The organism is Clostridioides sp. ZZV14-6387 (assembly GCF_020657835.1).
Lineage (GTDB): Bacteria > Bacillota > Clostridia > Peptostreptococcales > Peptostreptococcaceae > Clostridioides > Clostridioides difficile_A.
The window spans coordinates 1-366 of the sequence record NZ_JAGWCW010000146.1 but is presented as its reverse complement, the minus strand read 5'-3'; the positions used below and the strand labels follow the sequence as shown (position 1 = coordinate 366).

1 protein-coding gene is annotated in these 366 nt (G+C 29.5%); it reads left to right on the top strand.

Going from position 1 to position 366, the window contains the following annotated elements; translation table 11 throughout:
- The coding region (locus KGF38_RS20145) for an RNA-guided endonuclease TnpB family protein (protein ID WP_227832704.1) at positions 1-366 on the top strand (366 nt) is incomplete at both ends.

The window sequence follows — 366 nt, the reverse complement described above, 5'->3', positions numbered from 1 at the left end:
GAGCATATAGCTAATCAAAGGAAGGATTTTCTACAAAAACTATCTACTAAATTAATACGAGAGAATGATATTATTTGCATAGAGGATTTACAAGTAAAGAATATGACTAGAAATAGTAAACTATCTCGCTTAATTTCTGATGTGTCATGGTCAGAATTTGTTCGTCAATTAGAATACAAGGCTAATTGGTATGGTAGACAAATTGTAAAGGTAGGTAAATTCTTTGCAAGTTCACAAATATGCAATAAATGTGGGTACAAAAACGAGGAAATGAAGAATTTAAGTATAAGAGAATGGATTTGTCCTTGTTGTAATGTAACTCATGATAGAGATATAAATGCAAGTATAAATATACTAAAAGAAGGA